This window comes from Blautia sp. LMAG:36, assembly GCF_008680535.1.
Classification (GTDB): Bacteria; Bacillota; Clostridia; order Lachnospirales; family Lachnospiraceae; genus Blautia_A; species Blautia_A fusiformis.
Genome location: NZ_NALB01000003.1, coordinates 66,275 through 81,060 on the forward strand (window position 1 = coordinate 66,275; position 14,786 = coordinate 81,060).

At 46.6% G+C, this 14,786-nt stretch carries 14 protein-coding genes; 10 read left to right on the plus strand and 4 right to left on the minus strand.

Features of this window, described 5'->3' with window-relative positions:
* The first annotated feature begins 177 nt into the window (after positions 1-177).
* Together CCC17_RS00530 and CCC17_RS00535 are read left to right on the plus strand one after the other, a co-directional pair.
* Positions 178-897: an AzlC family ABC transporter permease gene (locus CCC17_RS00530; protein ID WP_118368818.1), complete on the plus strand. Its 720-nt coding sequence runs from the start codon at positions 178-180 to the stop codon at positions 895-897.
* Positions 887-1,201 (plus strand): AzlD domain-containing protein, encoded by a 315-nt coding sequence (locus CCC17_RS00535; RefSeq protein ID WP_015526135.1) that lies wholly within the window; start codon positions 887-889, stop codon positions 1,199-1,201. The genes CCC17_RS00530 and CCC17_RS00535 overlap by 11 nt, the downstream gene beginning before the upstream one ends.
* Before the next feature lie 63 nt (positions 1,202-1,264).
* Here the strand turns inward: CCC17_RS00535 and dapF are convergent, their stop codons facing one another.
* Complete coding sequence (dapF, locus tag CCC17_RS00540; RefSeq protein ID WP_015526134.1) at positions 1,265-2,119, minus strand: diaminopimelate epimerase; 855 nt, start codon at positions 2,117-2,119, stop codon at positions 1,265-1,267.
* 345 nt (positions 2,120-2,464) lie between these two features.
* Here dapF and CCC17_RS00545 point away from each other — a divergent pair, with 345 nt between their 5' ends.
* The 3 genes from CCC17_RS00545 (at position 2,465) to CCC17_RS00555 (ending at position 4,808) form a co-directional block, all read left to right on the plus strand.
* Entirely contained in the window at positions 2,465-3,241 is a 777-nt protein-coding gene (locus CCC17_RS00545; protein WP_287082322.1) for a transporter substrate-binding domain-containing protein, read from the plus strand.
* Between the two features lie 144 nt (positions 3,242-3,385).
* Complete coding sequence (locus tag CCC17_RS00550) at positions 3,386-4,078, plus strand: amino acid ABC transporter permease (RefSeq protein ID WP_059086976.1); 693 nt, start codon at positions 3,386-3,388, stop codon at positions 4,076-4,078.
* Positions 4,065-4,808, plus strand: a complete 744-nt coding sequence (locus CCC17_RS00555) for an amino acid ABC transporter ATP-binding protein (protein ID WP_021651603.1) — start codon at positions 4,065-4,067, stop codon at positions 4,806-4,808. Before CCC17_RS00550 ends, CCC17_RS00555 begins: the two co-directional genes overlap by 14 nt.
* 123 nt (positions 4,809-4,931) lie before the next feature.
* Here CCC17_RS00555 and CCC17_RS00560 read toward each other — a convergent pair whose 3' ends face one another.
* The gene (locus CCC17_RS00560; protein ID WP_021651604.1) at positions 4,932-5,366 is read right to left on the minus strand and encodes a CBS domain-containing protein; all 435 of its coding nucleotides are present in this window, start codon (positions 5,364-5,366) and stop codon (positions 4,932-4,934) included.
* A gap of 48 nt (positions 5,367-5,414) precedes the next feature.
* Complete coding sequence (gene asnA, locus CCC17_RS00565; RefSeq protein ID WP_015526128.1) at positions 5,415-6,425, minus strand: aspartate--ammonia ligase; 1,011 nt, start codon at positions 6,423-6,425, stop codon at positions 5,415-5,417.
* 216 nt (positions 6,426-6,641) lie between these two features.
* On the opposite strand from asnA, the gene CCC17_RS00570 reads away from it, so the two are divergent.
* A complete protein-coding gene (locus CCC17_RS00570; RefSeq protein WP_287082324.1) occupies positions 6,642-7,157 on the plus strand; it encodes a hypothetical protein in 516 nt (171 codons plus the stop codon).
* A gap of 199 nt (positions 7,158-7,356) precedes the next feature.
* Positions 7,357-9,492 carry an anaerobic ribonucleoside-triphosphate reductase gene (nrdD, locus tag CCC17_RS00575; RefSeq protein ID WP_015526126.1) on the plus strand — a complete coding sequence of 712 codons (2,136 nt, stop codon included), beginning with the start codon at positions 7,357-7,359 and terminating at the stop codon, positions 9,490-9,492.
* A gap of 158 nt (positions 9,493-9,650) precedes the next feature.
* Here the strand turns inward: nrdD and arcC are convergent, their stop codons facing one another.
* A complete protein-coding gene (arcC, locus tag CCC17_RS00580) occupies positions 9,651-10,583 on the minus strand; it encodes a carbamate kinase (protein ID WP_015526125.1) in 933 nt (310 codons plus the stop codon).
* Between the two features lie 565 nt (positions 10,584-11,148).
* On the opposite strand from arcC, the gene CCC17_RS00585 reads away from it, so the two are divergent.
* From CCC17_RS00585 to CCC17_RS00595, 3 genes are read left to right on the plus strand one after another with little or no spacing between them, the layout of a single operon-like run.
* Positions 11,149-13,131, plus strand: coding sequence for a hypothetical protein (locus CCC17_RS00585; RefSeq protein WP_287082325.1), 1,983 nt, complete (start codon positions 11,149-11,151; stop codon positions 13,129-13,131).
* Complete coding sequence (locus CCC17_RS00590; protein ID WP_173740612.1) at positions 13,118-13,321, plus strand: hypothetical protein; 204 nt, start codon at positions 13,118-13,120, stop codon at positions 13,319-13,321. The genes CCC17_RS00585 and CCC17_RS00590 overlap by 14 nt, the downstream gene beginning before the upstream one ends.
* A complete protein-coding gene (locus CCC17_RS00595; protein WP_022426879.1) occupies positions 13,318-14,784 on the plus strand; it encodes a UDP-N-acetylmuramoyl-L-alanyl-D-glutamate--2,6-diaminopimelate ligase in 1,467 nt (488 codons plus the stop codon). Before CCC17_RS00590 ends, CCC17_RS00595 begins: the two co-directional genes overlap by 4 nt.
* The last annotated feature ends 2 nt before the right edge of the window (positions 14,785-14,786 follow it).

Genomic DNA, 14,786 nt, shown 5'->3' on the forward strand with positions numbered 1-14,786 from the left:
AGAAAAGTTTCCGGGCACGCTCTTATTTACATGTACAACGAACTATAGCGATGCACTAATTTATTGGATCGCTGTAAGACGAGACGCTGGTGATCGCTGCACAGATCGGAGAAGCCTGCAAAGGTGCTTTTCATAGTTGCGTTTTATAACAGAATGTACATATAATGGAGGAAATCGATGAAAAGAGAAAGTTTCAGAAAAGGTATGAAGGATGGAGTTCCCATCGCTCTTGGATATTTTGCGGTATCCTTTACCTTTGGCATGATGGCTGTTGCCGGCGGCTTGAGTATCTGGCAGGCAGTTCTGATCTCCCTAACCAACCTGACATCGGCCGGTCAGTTTGCGGGACTGGACATTATTTTTGCGGGAGGCTCCATGTGGGAGATGGCAATGACCCAGCTGATCATCAACCTGAGATACTGCCTGATGTCATTTTCCCTGTCCCAGAAATTCCGGCGTGAGGAGTCCGGTATCCTGAAATACATCGCTGCTTTTGGTATCACCGATGAAATTTTCGGGATCAGTGCGGCTCAGGAGGGAAAGGTCAGTGTATTTTATAATTACGGAGCCATGTGCGTGGCAATTCCCGGATGGACTCTTGGAACTCTGGCAGGAGGAATCTCCGGAAGCCTTTTGCCGGATTTTATGCTTAGTGCGTTGAGCGTTGCCATTTACGGAATGTTCCTGGCCATCATCATCCCGCCGTCCAAAAAGAGCAGACCGGTTCTTGGGGTTGTTGCGGCATCTATGGCAGTCAGCACTGTTTTTGCGGTGACACCGGTGTTAAAACAGGTATCATCCGGATTTATGATCATTATCACAACACTTCTGGTAGCAGGCCTGGCGGCTTATTTCTGCCCGCTGGAAGAGAAAGGGGAAGCCGTTCATGAGTCATAATGTATATCTCTATATCCTGGTGATGGCAATTGTCACCTATCTCATCCGTATGCTGCCCCTTGCTCTTGCAAAAAACGAGATCAGAAGCCCGTTTATCAAGTCCTTTCTGTATTATGTGCCATATGCCTGTCTGGCAGCCATGACCTTCCCGGCCATCCTGAAGGCCACAGACAGCATCATCTCCGGTGCAGCAGGTTTCCTGGTAGCACTTATTGCTGCATATAAGGAAAAAAGCCTGATCACAGTAGCCCTGCTGGCATGTGCGGCGGTGTTTATCGTGGAGAGGGTTCTGGTATTTATTTGAAGAGGGGATATGCGGAAATATAATACGCAGGAGGGAGCTTCGAAAAGCTCCCTCCTTTTTCATTTATTCACCTAAAAATCCAAGATCGATCTCTCCGTCAAACACCGTAGTTGCAGGTCCTGTCATATATACAAGGTTTTCATCTCTTTCCCAGGAGATGTTTAAGTCTCCGCCAAGAAGCTGTACAGTAACCGGTTTGCTGCCGTCAACCTTGTCATTGAGGATGGAAGCTACCGTAACTGCGCAGGCGCCTGTGCCGCAGGCAAGGGTTTCTCCGGAGCCACGCTCCCATACACGCATCTTTACGGTGTGGCGGTCGATCACCTGAACAAACTCAGTGTTGACTCTGTCCGGGAAGCATACGTGATTTTCAAAGGACGGGCCGATCTTTTCCAGGTCAAGGCTGTTCACATCGTCTACGTAGATGATGGCATGAGGATTACCCATGGAAACTGCGGTCATGTGATATTCTTTTCCGTCGACGGTGATGGGAGCGTCGATCACCTGTTCGGTTTCGGCAACCACCGGGATCTCTTTTGCAGTGAGGATCGGGGAGCCCATGTTGACTTTTACCATGGAGGCCTTGCCGTCGCGGATAGTAAGATCCACATATTTGATACCGCTTCTTGTGGCGATGCTTAAAGAAGTTTTGTCCACGATGCCGTGGTCGTAGACATATTTGGCAACGCAGCGGATACCGTTTCCGCACATGGCACCCTGAGAGCCGTCCAGATTGTACATATCCATCTCGCAGTCTGCAATCTCAGACGGGCGGATCAGGATCAGACCATCGGAACCAATGCCAAAATGACGGTCGCTGACAAATTTTGCCACTGCGGCCGGATCCTTAACAGTCTCCTCAAAACAGTTTACATATACATAATCGTTTCCAATGCCGTGCATTTTCGTGAATTTCATAATAGTAGCCTCCTCTTGTTTCTGAATATTATACTTGTTTTTTCTGTTGGAGCACAAGACCCACATGAAAAAAACACGCAGGTTTTTTCCATTTGTTGCCTTTAATAGTATAGTATACTGAACAATTGTTATCGAAAAGTGAATTTTCCCTGTGAAATTCCCATAAATTACAGGTGGATTTTCGGATTTATGGGTTTTATATGCTTGCATTTTGTCAGAAACATGGTATCATAAAACAAAGTAATATGCATGGAGATGTATAATTATGCTGTACATTACGAATTGGACTGACAGAAGCAGAGAGACAGTTAACGTAAAGTACATAGAATTCAGGAGGAAGAAAAAATGAAGAGAAAATTTATGGCACTTGCACTTGCAGCAGCTATGACAGTTTCTATGACATCCGCTGTTTTTGCAGCAGATGAGATCAAGAGCGCAGATGATCTGGAGGGTAAGAAGATCGGTGTTCAGCTTGGAACAACCGGTGATGCAGACGCTACAGAGGTTAAAGACGCAACAGTAGAGAGATACAACAAAGGTAATGACGCTGTTATGGCTCTGAAACAGGGTAAGATTGACTGCGTAGTGATCGACAGCGAGCCTGCCAAGAAATTTGTTGAGAAAAACGATGATCTTGAGATCGTTGAGGATATTTTTGATAAAGAGGAGTATGCAATCTGTCTTTCCAAAGATAATGCAGACCTTACCAAAGAGTTTAACGAGGCTCTGAAGGCTCTGAAGGATGACGGAACTCTGGATTCCATCAGAGATAACTATATCGGTGATGATGCAGGTAAGACACCATATGAGACTCCTAAGGATGCAGATCACTCCAAGGGAACTCTTACCATGGCAACAAACGCAACCTTCCAGCCATACGAATACTATGACGGAGATAAGATCGTAGGTATTGATGTTGATATCGCTCAGGCTGTCTGCGACAAGCTTGGATATGAGCTGAAGGTCGAGGATATGGAGTTTGATGCGATCGTAAATTCTGTTAAATCCGGAAAAGCTGATTTTGGTGCTGCAGGAATGACAGTAACAGAGGATCGTAAAAAGAGCGTTGATTTCACTGATCCGTACACAACTGCAGAGCAGGTTGTTATTGTAAAGAAATAATTTTGCACAGAGAAATCAGAGGATTCTGAACGGATAAGCTGAGAAACAGATATTCGTTGCAGGGTTCAGTAGCGAATGATCAGGTTCCGGATATCCGGGTATGTTTTCCGGATTTCGGAACCTGTAGTTTTGGAAAGGGTGGAAATTTTGAGTCTTATTGAACAGTTTCAGTTTAACTTTCTGGACGACAATCGCTGGCAGTTCATTTTGTCCGGTCTGAAAAATACCATCATCATTACTTTTTTTGCTGTACTTCTTGGTATTTTTCTGGGATTTGTCATTGCTATTGTCCGTTCTACACATGATAAGACAGGTAAGCTTAAGATCCTTAATGTGATCTGTCGTGTTTATCTGACTGTGATCCGTGGCACCCCAACGATGGTACAGCTGCTGATCGTATTTTATGTTATTTTTGCAACCATAGATCCGGGTAAGATAGTTGTTGCCATTATCGCCTTTGGTATGAACTCTGCTGCATACGTGGCTGAGATCGTCCGTTCCGGTATCATGTCTATTGATCAGGGACAGTTTGAGGCAGGACGGAGCCTGGGTCTTAACTATACACAGACTATGATCAAGATCATTCTTCCGCAGGCGGTCAAGAACATCCTGCCGGCCCTTGGAAACGAGCTGATCGTACTTTTGAAGGAGACATCCATCAGTGGTTATATCGGACTTATGGATCTGACCCGTGGCGGAGACATTATCCGAAGCCAGACCTACAGTGCACTGTTCCCGCTGCTGGTAGTAGCTGCGATCTATCTTGTGATCGTTTGCTTCCTTACCTATCTGGTAGGAAGACTTGAAAGGAGGCTGAGAACCAATGAGCGTAAGTAATGAAGTGCTTCTGGATGTACAGGGACTTGAAAAGGCCTATGGCGGCAATCAGGTTCTCAACGGGATCACCACACAGATCCGCAGAGGTGAAGTAGTAGCCATTATCGGACCATCCGGCTGTGGTAAATCTACATTCCTCCGTTCCCTGAATCTCCTTGAGGAGCCGACCGGGGGAAAAATCCTCTTTGAGGGAACCGACATCACAGATTCCAAGGTGGATATCAACCGTCATCGTCAGAAGATCGGAATGGTATTCCAGCAGTTTAATCTTTTTCCACATAAGACAGTAAAAGAGAACATTATGCTCGCACCTGTGACTCTGAATCTTATGAGTAAGGAAGAGGCTGAAAAAACGGCACTGGAGCTTCTGGAGCGAGTAGGTCTTCCGGATAAGGCAGATTCCTATCCGGACATGCTTTCCGGCGGTCAGAAGCAGCGTATCGCCATTGCAAGATCTCTTGCCATGAACCCGGACGTGATGCTGTTTGATGAGCCTACATCTGCTCTTGATCCGGAGATGGTAGGAGAGGTCCTGGAACTGATGCAGGAGCTTGCAAGATCCGGCATGACCATGGTTGTGGTAACTCATGAGATGGGCTTTGCCCGCGAGGTGGCAACCAGAGTCCTCTTCATTGATGAAGGAAAGATCCAGGAAGAAAATTCTCCTAAGGAATTTTTTGCAAATCCAAAGAATAAGAGACTTCGAGAGTTTCTTTCAAAGACATTATAATGACATTATAAATATAAGAATATTAAAAACGGATGCTTTATCCTCCTGTGGAAATGCTGCAGGAGATAAAGCATCCGTTTTTTGTAGTGCTAGTTGCAAAAAAATCTTTTTTCTTTCCGCTGCTCAGTGGATTTCTTCACCGGCAGTTTTTTGTGCGGCTTTTATTTCGTTGTAACAGTATTTGATGATAGATTTTCTGGTTATGATCCCGATGAAGGAGCCCTGGTCATCTACCACCGGTACGAAGTTCTGATTAATGGCACGATCCAGGAGATCTTCCATATTGGAATCTGCATGGACCGGTTTGTAGGTGGCACGGCGTGGAATCGCCATGATCGGGATTCCTTCTGTTTCCTTGATGTCGTGGATATCTGCACGGCGCATGCCCCAGAGGAGATCTCCCTCTGAGATGGTGCCGAGATATTTGCCGTCCATGGTGAGGATAGGAATGCAGGAGTACTTGCGGTGCTCCATTTTTTCAAGGGTCTGGCGAAGAGTTTCATCCTCAAAGATGTAGGCTACTTCGCTTTTGGGAATCAGAAAAAACAGAATGTTCACGTTATTACCTCATTTCCGCAAAAATTATAAATAAATCTGTAGGCTGTTTTAGAGAAGCTGAAGTCCGTGTGTCTCTGCAGCATCTGTGATCTCCTTCGGCCAGAGAGAGACATGTACTTCTCCGATGTGTGCTTTACGAAGGAAGAACATACAGATCCTAGACTGTCCGATACCACCACCGATGGTGTACGGAAGCTCTTTGTTCAGGATTGCTTTCTGGAATGGAAGCTCTCTTCGGTCATCACAGCCTGCTTCGGTGAGCTGGCGGTCAAGTGCGTCCTCGTCAACACGGATTCCCATTGAGGAAAGCTCAAGGGCAATGTCAAGTACCGGATAGTATACGAGGATATCACCGTTCAGTTCCCAGTCATCATAGTCCGGGGCACGTCCGTCGTGGCGCTCGCCGTTGGTGAGGGTTTTGCCGACTTTCATAAGGAAGACAGCACCCTTTTCACGGGTGATTCGATATTCACGTTCCTTCGGTGTGCAGTCCGGATACATGTCAAGAAGCTCCTGAGTTGTGATAAAAAAGATATCCTTTGGAAGGATCTCCTCGATGTAGTCATACTGTACAGCCATGTATTTCTCGGTTTTACGAAGGACACTGTAAATGGTGCGTACGGTTTCCTTGAGAGTCTCCATGGAACGTTCTTCTTTGGAGATGATCTTTTCCCAGTCCCACTGGTCTACGTAAACAGAGTGGATATTGTCCAGATCTTCATCCCGGCGGATGGCTACCATATCTGTGTAAAGACCTTCTCCGTGAGAAAATCCGTATTTTTTCAGTGCGTAGCGTTTCCATTTGGCAAGGGAGTGTACGATCTCGGCGTTGCTTCCTTCGATAGCCTTGATATCAAAGCTTACCGGGCGCTCTACACCATTAAGGTTGTCGTTAAGGCCGGATTCCGGTGCTACAAATGTTGGAGCGGATACTCGAAGAAGGTTCAGCTTCTGTGAGAGTGTCTGCTGGAAGAAATCTTTTACTGTTTTGATCGCAATCTGTGTGTCATGGAGGTTCAGGTCTGCATGATAGGTTGCGGGGATTGTGATTGTATTCATTATCGGCTCCTCCTGATGATTTTTAGGCTTATTGCTCTGTGGGGTATTATAACAGAAAATGGGTGGAGTGGCAATATAATGAGAGGGGAAGACTTTTGGGGTATCGTAGAAAAATACTGGGTATTAAATGCCTGGTGTGATATACTGAAAAAAGAATGCTTATGTTTACGATGGAAATATAAATATCCGTTTTAACGGATAGAATGGAGGGAGCTTATGGCAGGTCAAAGGTGTCAGGTTTGTGGGGGTAAGGTTGTAAATGGCAGGTGTTCATTATGTGGGATGCCTTACAGAAATGATGAGGTGTTATATCATCTGAATGAGCCCCGTGAGATACATTATAAACATGCTTCCGCCAAAGTGCGGGATATGATGCGGCAGTATGGACAGGATGCTGATCAAACAACACAACATAACGGAAACGTAAACCGGAATACGAACGCAAACCGGAATACGAATGCAAGCCGCAATACCGATTTGAATCGGAATCTAACCGGAAGCCGGAATACAGGTGCAGCAGCCGGACGTAAGACTGCAGCGGCAGTTAATACCAGGAATAAAACAACGGTGGGCAGAAATCGTGCAGAAGTTTTAGATCAGGGAAAAAAACAGCAAAAAAAAGATCAGAAAAGCAGCGGGGCAGGCTGGATCATATGGTTTATAGTGACACTGGCCATGCTGCTTCCGAAATTATGGGATTTTATTGCAGACTGGATCGGAACGAATTTGTGAGAATATTTCTGCAGTGAGATCAGGCAGTGCTAAGTGTCTGTATTTTCGTGTATACAGAAATATCCCTTTTCTTTTCTCCTCAGCTGTGTTATACTCATGCCTAGCACAACATATAGATGAAAAACAATATATAGAGGATATAGGTACTATATATAGTATTTGCATAGCGACTTATATATAGCACAGGGAGGGATGAGAAATGTTATATGTGATCAAGAAAGACGGGACAAGAGAGGAGTTTAATCCGCAGAAGATCGTGGCTGCCGTGAACAAATCCGCAGAGCGTATTCTTTATACTTTTTCAGACGAGGAGAAGGATTTTATCTGCCGTTTTGCCCAGGAGCATGCGGATTCCCTTGGAAAGAATGAGATTGAGATCCAGGAGATGCACAATATCGTGGAGGGGGCTCTGGAGCGTGTGAATCCGGCAGTTGCCAAGAGCTACCGTGATTATCGGAATTACAAGCTGGATTTTATCCATATGATGGATGATGTCTATACCAAGAGTCAGGCGATCCGTTATATCGGTGATAAAAGTAATGCCAATACAGACAGCGCCCTTGTTGCCACGAAACGAAGCCTGATCTTTAATGAGCTGAACAAGGAACTCTATCGGAAGTTTTTTATGAACCGTAATGAGCTTCAGGCATGTAAGGACGGCTACATTTATATTCATGACCAGTCTGCACGTCTGGATACCATGAATTGCTGTCTGTTCGATGTGGCAGCTGTTTTAAGTGGCGGTTTTGAGATGGGTAATGTCTGGTATAACGAGCCGAAGACTCTGGATACAGCCTTTGATGTTATGGGGGATATCATTCTCAGTACAGCAGCACAGCAGTATGGTGGCTTTACAGTGCCGGAGGTTGATAAGATCCTGGCACCGTATGCAAAGAAGAGCTATGATAAATATATTTCCGAATTTATGAAATACTCGGACGAGAGCTGGAGTGGCCGTGAGGAGAGAGCTATTGAGTATGCTCTTGATAAGGTCCGCAGGGATTATGACCAGGGCTGGCAGGGAATTGAGTACAAGCTGAATACCGTCGGTTCTTCCAGAGGTGATTATCCGTTTGTTACGGTGACACTTGGTCTCGGAACCGAGCAGTTTGAGAAGATGTGTACGATTTCCCTTCTTGAGGTCCATCAGGGAGGACAGGGTAAGGCCGGACACAAGAAACCGGTACTTTTCCCGAAGATCGTATTCCTTTATGACAAAGAGATCCATGGTCCAGGAAAGTGCTGTGAGGATATTTTTGAGGCTGGTGTGGAGTGTTCCTCCAAAACCATGTATCCGGACTGGCTGTCTATGTCCGGCGCAGGCTATATTTCCAGTATGTACAGGAAATACAAGAAGGTCATCAGCCCGATGGGATGCCGTGCTTTCTTAAGTCCGTGGTATGAGCGTGGCGGTATGGAGCCGGCGGATGAGAATGATACGCCTGTTTTTGTGGGACGTTTTAACATTGGTGCGGTAAGCCTTCATCTTCCGATGATCCTTGCAAAAGCCAGAGCGGAGAGCAGAGATTTTTATGAGGTTCTGGATTTCTATCTGGAAATGATCCGTAACCTGCATATTCGCACTTACGAATATCTGGGACAGATGCGTGCATCCACCAACCCGCTTGCATATTGTGAAGGCGGTTTCTACGGCGGACATCTGAAACCGAATGAAAAGATTGGCAAGATCCTGAAGCCTATGACAGCTTCCTTCGGTATCACAGCGTTAAATGAGCTTCAGGAACTTTACAATGGCAAATCCATTGCCGAGGATGGGGCGTTTGCTCTGGAGGTCTTGAAATATATCAATGACAAGGTAAATCAGTACAAGAAGGAAGATGGTTATCTTTATGCGATCTACGGAACACCGGCAGAGAGTCTTTGTGGCCTGCAGGTAGAGCAGTTCCGTAAGATGTATGGAATCATTGAGGGCGTTTCTGACAGACCATATGTGAGCAACAGCTTCCACTGCCATGTAACAGAGGATGTGACTCCGATCGAGAAACAGGATCTGGAGGGACGTTTCTGGGAGCTCTGCAATGGCGGTAAGATTCAGTATGTACGTTATCCGATCGGCTACAATAAGGAAGCTATCCGTACACTGATCCGCAGAGCCATGGATCTGGGATATTATGAGGGAGTGAACCTTTCTCTTGCATACTGTGACGATTGTGGTCATGAGGAACTGGAGATGGATGTATGCCCTGTCTGCGGTTCCAGAAACCTGACCAAGATCGACCGTATGAACGGATATCTTTCCTACAGCCGTGTCCATGGAGATACCCGCCTGAATGAGGCGAAGATGGCTGAGATCGCTGAGCGAAAATCTATGTAAATGCTAGCTGTCCGATCAACTGTGGAACAGTGATCGGACAGCCAGATAATATAAAAATATCCCGCAGAGCTGCCGGTAAGACCAGCAGCCGTCTGCGGGATATTTTTATGTAAAGTGAAGTTTTATAGTTCACTTTGTATTCTGAGTCCGTAAAATGATCATTTAATGATAGTTCCGGTCTTCTCACGGTAGCCGTCTTTTGCATGGGCCATGTCTGTGATGATGGTACGGCGTCCGGTTCCCTTCTCCACGAAGGAAACACCTGCTTCGATCTTAGGAAGCATGGAGCCTGCCGCAAACTGTTTGCCGGCAATATATTTCTTGGCATCTTCTGTGGAAATAGTATCCAGATAAGATTCGTGATCCGTATTGTGGTCAAGGCTTACTTTCTCGACGCTTGTAAGGATCATCAGAGTGTCAGCGTTCAGTTCTTCTGCAAGAAGTCCTGCTGCCAGGTCTTTCTCGATGATGGCGCTGGCACCATTCAGCTGAGTTCCCTGCTCAAGAACCGGGATTCCGCCACCGCCTGCGGCAATGACGATCTGCTCTGCTGCAGAGAGGACCTTTACGGTTTCAATCTCTACGATCTTCTGTGGCTTCGGTGCTGCAAGGATACGTCTGTACTGGCCCTCGCCCACCTTTGTGACAAAGTTTCCTTTTTCTTCTTCAGCTTCGGCCTCTTCTGCGTTAAGAACACGTCCAATGATCTTCTCCGGCTCTGCAAATGCTTCATCGTATGGATCGATGACAACCTGTGTCAGAACTGTGCTGACCGGTTTGTAGATCCCTCTGGAGATAAGCTCAGCACGGATGGCGTTCTGAAGGTCATAGCCGATATAACCCTGGCTCATGGCGGAACATACGGACATTGGTGCAAATGTATAATCAGGATGTGCCTTACCGAATTCATTCATTGCGGTGTGGATCATCCCTACCTGCGGACCGTTGCTGTGGGAGATCACTACGCGGGTTCCCTCCTCTACCAGATCTGCGATTACCTTCGCTGCGAGTTTTGTAGCTGTTTTTTGCTCTGGAAGTGTGGTGCCAAGTGCCCGGTGGCCTAATGCAACTACTACGGTTTTTTCGCTCATAGGAAATACCTCGTTTCTCTTAAAAATTGGAATGAAATCAGTTACTGTATTCAGTAACGAGTACATCGAAAACGATGCACGAGTATTATATTTTATTATAAAAGACCTATGTGGGAAATGCAATAGAAAATCGAGTGTTTTCCGAGACAGGAAAAACCGCCTGATCCAGTCAGACGGTTTGATTCCTACTATTTTTTGAGGGGGGAGATAGAGAGTGTTTTTTCATCTATCCAACACCTATTATATAGAGAAAATATGTTTAAAATATGTCGTTAATCTAAAAGAAATGGAAAATTTATAAAGAAAGTTTAAACAAACTTTATAATTTTTATATCCGGTTGCGCATGGTCTGAAAATGTGATACATTGAAAAAGTCTTAATCCTGCATTCTGCGGGATCTGTTCACGCATCGTTTCGATGCAGAAATCCATTTTATTTTATCGAAAAAAATATTGATCATGCACCATTTGCCGGGGAGGGATGCCTTTGTCTGTGGAAAAGTAAGCTTCTGTAAAAAAAACATGTGTATAAGAAATGCCAGATCAGGCAGAAATGAGGAAGAGCCATGAAAAACAGAATATGGAAACAGATGAAGAAAGCCGGAATTGTGACAGTGCTGGCAGGAGCCATGCTGGGGGGAACAATAGAACCGAAGCTGACTCTGGGAGCAGATTTTTTGCCGGGACAGGCACCGTTTATCGATCAGAGTGTGTTCTGGAAAGACATAGAATCCGGACAGGCGGAGCTTGGAATCCGGATTCGCGGCCTGAATGAATGGCTGTCCGGGAGAAGGTTTTCGGAGGATAAGGAGAAAAATGAGAAGTGGGACGATGAATTTCATAAGATTGAAGATCCATCGGTGGAACAGGAAAAGGAGTCAGAACAGGAGCTGCCGGAGGATGACTTGCAGCAGGAAAAGGAGCCAGAGCAGGAGCTGCCGGAGGATGATTGGCAGCAGGAAAAGGAGCCAGAGCCGGAGCTGCCGGAGGATGACTTGCAGCAGGAAGAGAAGGCAGAACAGGAATTGCCGGTGGATAAGGTTGTGGAAGGAATCGGAATAGAAATGGAGGAAGGATATGAGCACGTGGAGCAGCTGGCATCCGGGGAAACAGTACAGCCGGAGGATGAAGAGCAGGAGAAAACGGGTCCGCTCACACCGGAAGGAACGTCGACCGGAGGGGAAAATGTAGGGAATGAAGAGGAAGGTGAGTTTGAGGAGACGCAAAAGCTGACGCTGGTCACGTATATTTCGGAGTATTTTGTTCCGGAAACGGATTCTGTCCCGAAAAATATGGCTGCACAGCAGATTTCTGTAAGGAGCCAGAGCGGTGAAGCTACAGAGATCACAAAGCTGGAAAGCGTGCTGAACGTGGAGCAGAACGGGCAGGATGAGATTTTTTTCCGTATCCCGCTGATCCTGCGGCAGGAATACCGTTTTCCGGCAGAGAAAAGCAGTTATCCTGTGATTCAGGAGGAACCGCTTCAGAAGGACTGTACCGGTGCGGGAACCTTTCTCATGACAGAAGAAAACGGGGAAAAGCTGGTGATCGCAGAGGGGATCTCGCCTATGTTGGACGTGGAGGCTGCTGAGGCTGATATGGAATTGTCGGTAATTGCACAGAATAAAAAAATGAAAGCAGGGCAGACCATCCGTTATCAGGTAGAGATAGCCAATACCGGAAAGCTGGATCTTGCAGATATCCGTCTGACCAGCAGCCTTTCATGCCCTAAGATCCGGCAGCTGTGGGAAGATGCAGAAGGCCTTCTAACAGAAGGGGCTGTGGCGGAATTTGCAGAATTAAAAGCCGGAGAGAGCAGGAGCTTTTATGTACAGGCGCCGCTTCTGGATGAACAGGAAAAAGATCTGGAGCACCAGGTGGAAGCAGAGGCCAGGGTGAAGGACAGAGTGGAGGAGGTGATCCGGAAGAACGCTTCCACTATAAATGGTCTGGAGGCACTGAAGGCGGATCTTTCTGTAAAGAAAACTGCAGACAAAGAAACCGCTGCACCGGGTGAGACTGTGACCTATCAGATCTGTATCGTGAATACCGGTGAAAAAACGCTTCATTCGGTTGTGGGAACGGAGCGCTTTCAGGCAGCAGGGATCCATGCACAGTTTCTGGAGCAGGAAGGTGTAACGCTCAACAGCAGCCGTACAAAGGCAATGATCCAACAGATCCCGCCGGGAGAGGCAGTTTCTCTTCAGGCTGTGGTGAAGATCCCGGGAAAAACAGCGGATCAGAAGCTTTTTAACCAGGTGACGGTCACAAGCCAGGAAACCGGAGAGCGATTGATGGAGGCCTCCGCTTCTGTCATGGTAAAAGGAGAGGTGGCTATTACGCCGGAAGAAGGGCTGCCTTTGCAGGGAGATGACCAGGGTCCGGCTTCCGGTCAGATACAGATGGCAAGAACTGCGTCCACACATCCGAAGACCGGAGATGATACCAGGAGGGATTTGTGGACGCTTCTGGCAGTGACAGCTTTGGTGACTGTGCTGGGCGGCATCTGGCTCCGGAAAAAATATGCGGATATTTATGGAAAAAGCTGATGTTACTGAGAACGGAGTGAACAGTAACAAGCTGATATTTTACAAGGCGGCCGTACCTCAAAGAAACGTTGAAAACAGGGGGGAGGTGTGCTATTCTATATGGTATGTACAGAAAATAAGAACAGTATATTTCCCGCCTCCGGTGTGCTGCCGTCAGACCGGAAAAAGGGAAGATGGAGGAGAAAAATGAATCTTTTATCCTTATTGGAACATCTTGAATACAAATGCCTTCAGGGAAGTACAGAGCAGGAGGTTTCTTCTGTTGTATATGATTCCCGCAAAGTAGAAGAAGGGAGCCTTTTTATCTGCATCAGAGGTGCGGTCGTGGATGGACATAAATTTATACCTGATGTTGTGGCAAAGGGTGCGAAGACACTCATCGTGGAAGAAGCGGTGGAGGCACCGGAGGATGTGACAGTGATCCAGGTAGAGGATACCCGTTACGCCATGGCTTTTATTTCAGCAGCATGGTTCGGACATCCGGCAGAAAAGCTCAAAACCATCGGTATCACCGGAACCAAAGGAAAAACAACTACAACCTATATGGTGAAATCGATCCTTGAGAATGCCGGATATAAGGTTGGTCTGATCGGAACCATCGAGGCTGTTATCGGGGAGAAGCATATCCCGGCAGCCAACACGACACCGGAATCCTATATGGTACAGAAATATTTTCATGATATGGTAGAAGCAGGCTGCGATGCGGTCGTTATGGAGGTTTCCTCACAGGGACTGATGCTTCACAGAACCCAGGGATTTGTGTTTGATTTTGGAATTTTCACAAATATTGAACCAGATCATATCGGACCGAATGAGCACAAGGACTTTGATGATTATCTGCACTGCAAATCCATGCTTCTCAGACAGTGTAAGGTTGGTATCGTAAATCGTGACGATGAACACTTTGACCGCATTATCGAAGGCCACACCTGTAAACTTGAAACCTATGGATTTTCCGAAAAAGCAGATCTCCGTGCAGAGGGCGCCAGACTCGTTGGAAGAAAGGGGTATCTGGGAATTTCCTATCATGTTAAGGGACTTATGGATTTTCCTGTGGAGATCGATATTCCAGGTAAGTTCAGCATTTACAATTCTCTGACTGCCATTGCCATCTGCCGCCATTTTAAGGTATCCGAGGAGAATATCATCAAAGCTCTGAAGGTGGCCAGGGTCAAAGGCCGTATTGAGATGATCAAGGTATCTGACGAATTCACACTGATGATCGATTACGCACATAATGCCATGGCGCTGGAGAGCCTTCTCGGAACACTGAAGGAATATGATCCGCACAGACTGGTATGCCTGTTTGGCTGTGGCGGAAACCGTTCCAAGCTGCGCCGTTATGAGATGGGTGAGGTTTCAGGAAAGATGGCAGATCTGACCATCATTACTTCAGATAATCCGCGAGATGAGGATCCACAGGCCATCATCGATGATATCAAGATCGGAATGGCAAAAACAGATGGAAAATATGTAGAGATCCCGGATCGTAAAGAGGCGATCGCCTACGCGATCCATCACGGTGAGCCGGGAGATATCATCGTCCTTGCCGGAAAGGGCCATGAGGATTATCAGGAGATCAAGGGTAAGAAATATCCCATGGATGAGCGTGTACTGATCCGGGAGATCCTGGAAGAAGATCAGAAAGCGTAAAT

Excerpts from the sequence above, each read along its gene's own strand:
- dapF (WP_015526134.1), bottom strand. The coding sequence starts at position 2,119 with ATGAAATTCACGAAAATGCACGGCATTGGAAACGATTATGTATATGTA.
- CCC17_RS00585 (WP_287082325.1), top strand. The coding sequence starts at position 11,149 with ATGAAAAACAGAATATGGAAACAGATGAAGAAAGCCGGAATTGTGACA.
- asnA (WP_015526128.1), bottom strand. The coding sequence starts at position 6,425 with ATGAATACAATCACAATCCCCGCAACCTATCATGCAGACCTGAACCTC.
- CCC17_RS00590 (WP_173740612.1), top strand. The coding sequence starts at position 13,118 with ATGGAAAAAGCTGATGTTACTGAGAACGGAGTGAACAGTAACAAGCTG.
- CCC17_RS00535 (WP_015526135.1), top strand. The coding sequence starts at position 887 with ATGAGTCATAATGTATATCTCTATATCCTGGTGATGGCAATTGTCACC.
- CCC17_RS00545 (WP_287082322.1), top strand. The coding sequence starts at position 2,465 with ATGAAGAGAAAATTTATGGCACTTGCACTTGCAGCAGCTATGACAGTT.
- arcC (WP_015526125.1), bottom strand. The coding sequence starts at position 10,583 with ATGAGCGAAAAAACCGTAGTAGTTGCATTAGGCCACCGGGCACTTGGC.
- CCC17_RS00530 (WP_118368818.1), top strand. The coding sequence starts at position 178 with ATGAAAAGAGAAAGTTTCAGAAAAGGTATGAAGGATGGAGTTCCCATC.
- CCC17_RS00555 (WP_021651603.1), top strand. The coding sequence starts at position 4,065 with ATGAGCGTAAGTAATGAAGTGCTTCTGGATGTACAGGGACTTGAAAAG.
- CCC17_RS00595 (WP_022426879.1), top strand. The coding sequence starts at position 13,318 with ATGAATCTTTTATCCTTATTGGAACATCTTGAATACAAATGCCTTCAG.
- nrdD (WP_015526126.1), top strand. The coding sequence starts at position 7,357 with ATGTTATATGTGATCAAGAAAGACGGGACAAGAGAGGAGTTTAATCCG.
- CCC17_RS00570 (WP_287082324.1), top strand. The coding sequence starts at position 6,642 with ATGGCAGGTCAAAGGTGTCAGGTTTGTGGGGGTAAGGTTGTAAATGGC.